2 protein-coding genes are annotated in these 1,238 nt (G+C 37.2%); both read right to left on the bottom strand.

Annotated elements, in window-relative coordinates; all coding sequences use genetic code 11:
* On the bottom strand, positions 1 to 271 hold a 271-nt coding region (locus H5072_RS19865), incomplete at its 3' end, for a DUF2063 domain-containing protein (RefSeq protein ID WP_182694567.1).
* Between the two features lie 36 nt (positions 272 to 307).
* Positions 308 to 1,165: a DUF692 domain-containing protein gene (locus H5072_RS19860; protein ID WP_259396004.1), complete on the bottom strand. Its 858-nt coding sequence runs from the start codon at positions 1,163 to 1,165 to the stop codon at positions 308 to 310.
* Positions 1,166 to 1,238: the final 73 nt, after the last annotated feature.

Below are 1,238 nucleotides of genomic sequence, written 5' to 3'. Positions count from 1 at the left end.
AGTAATTAATAAACTCCCCTGCTATGTCTAAAAAGTACGGCGAATGACAATCATATTCGCTAAAAAACTGGCGTACGAGGGCTTGCCATTGCTTCTGGGTATATAACGTTTTTAATACCGGAAAACCTGATGATATAAAACCTTCAATGTTATTAAAAAATAGGTCGCGATAAATAGCCATACGCCTGTCTTCGATACCGCTGGGCTTTTTATTTTTATGAGGCTCGCGAATATGCGCCATAAATTCGTTTTGTATTTCAATAAAGCTCATAACTAGGCACTCTTTTAATGTTGATAAAGGCTTATATTAAGCTCGTTGTTTTGAAACAGTTGAATCAAAGTGTTTAGCCTGTAGATCATGAATTATAGCTAACTCTTTGGTTAAAACATTCATGGTAGGAATATTAAAATCGCGCTCAAGCAAGGTTGGAAATACGCCATGCACTTCGTATGCTTTATCGAGTAGCTCCCAAACAGGATCAATCACATCAGCGCCATGTGTATCAACAATTAAGTCATCAGCCTCATTATAATGGCCAGCAACATGCCCATAGGCTATACGATTAGAGGGTAACCCAGTTAAAAATGCTTGCGCGTTGTAGCCATGATTTATCGAATTAACATAAATGTTATTCACATCAAGTAAAAGCTTGCAGTCAGCTTGCTCTAAAATAATATTCGTAAATTCAAGCTCTGATAATTGCTGTCCAGGAGCACCATAATAGGAAACATTTTCTATCGCAATTTGCTGCTCTAGTATGTCTTGAACTTGTTTAATGCGAGGTACAACATGTGCTATGGCATCTTGTGTAAATGGAATGGGCATTAAGTCATACATATGCCCTGTACCGGAGCAGTAACTTAAGTGCTCACTAAAAATTTTTATATTGTGCTCTTCAAAAAACACTTTTAAAGACTTAACAAATTCAACATCAAGAGGTTCGGGAGAACCGATAGACAGTGATAATCCATGACACACAAAATTATTAGCATCGGTTAATGTTTTAAATTGCTTTTTAAAGCGTCCACCCAGTTTTAACCAGTTCTCTGGCGCAACTTCTAAAAAGTCTACTTGATTAGGTACATGCTCAAGCAGCTCATCAAGCATTTCTCGTCGTAGGCCAAGGCCCACCATCCCAAAATCTTTACTTTGAGTTTGTATCATAACTACCTCTAACTTAACAAAAAAGGGCCTTAGGGCCCTTTTAGCATAACTTATTTAGAATAAGATATTAACG

Source organism: Pseudoalteromonas sp. SR45-5 (genome assembly GCF_014163565.1).
Classification (GTDB): Bacteria; Pseudomonadota; Gammaproteobacteria; order Enterobacterales; family Alteromonadaceae; genus Pseudoalteromonas; species Pseudoalteromonas distincta.
The sequence above is the reverse complement of the archived record's forward strand: the minus strand, read 5'-3'. Positions and strand labels throughout refer to the sequence as shown.

Bases quoted from the DNA above. Each gene is read 5' to 3' on its own strand.
- H5072_RS19860 (WP_259396004.1), bottom strand. From the start codon at position 1,165: ATGATACAAACTCAAAGTAAAGATTTTGGGATGGTGGGCCTTGGCCTA.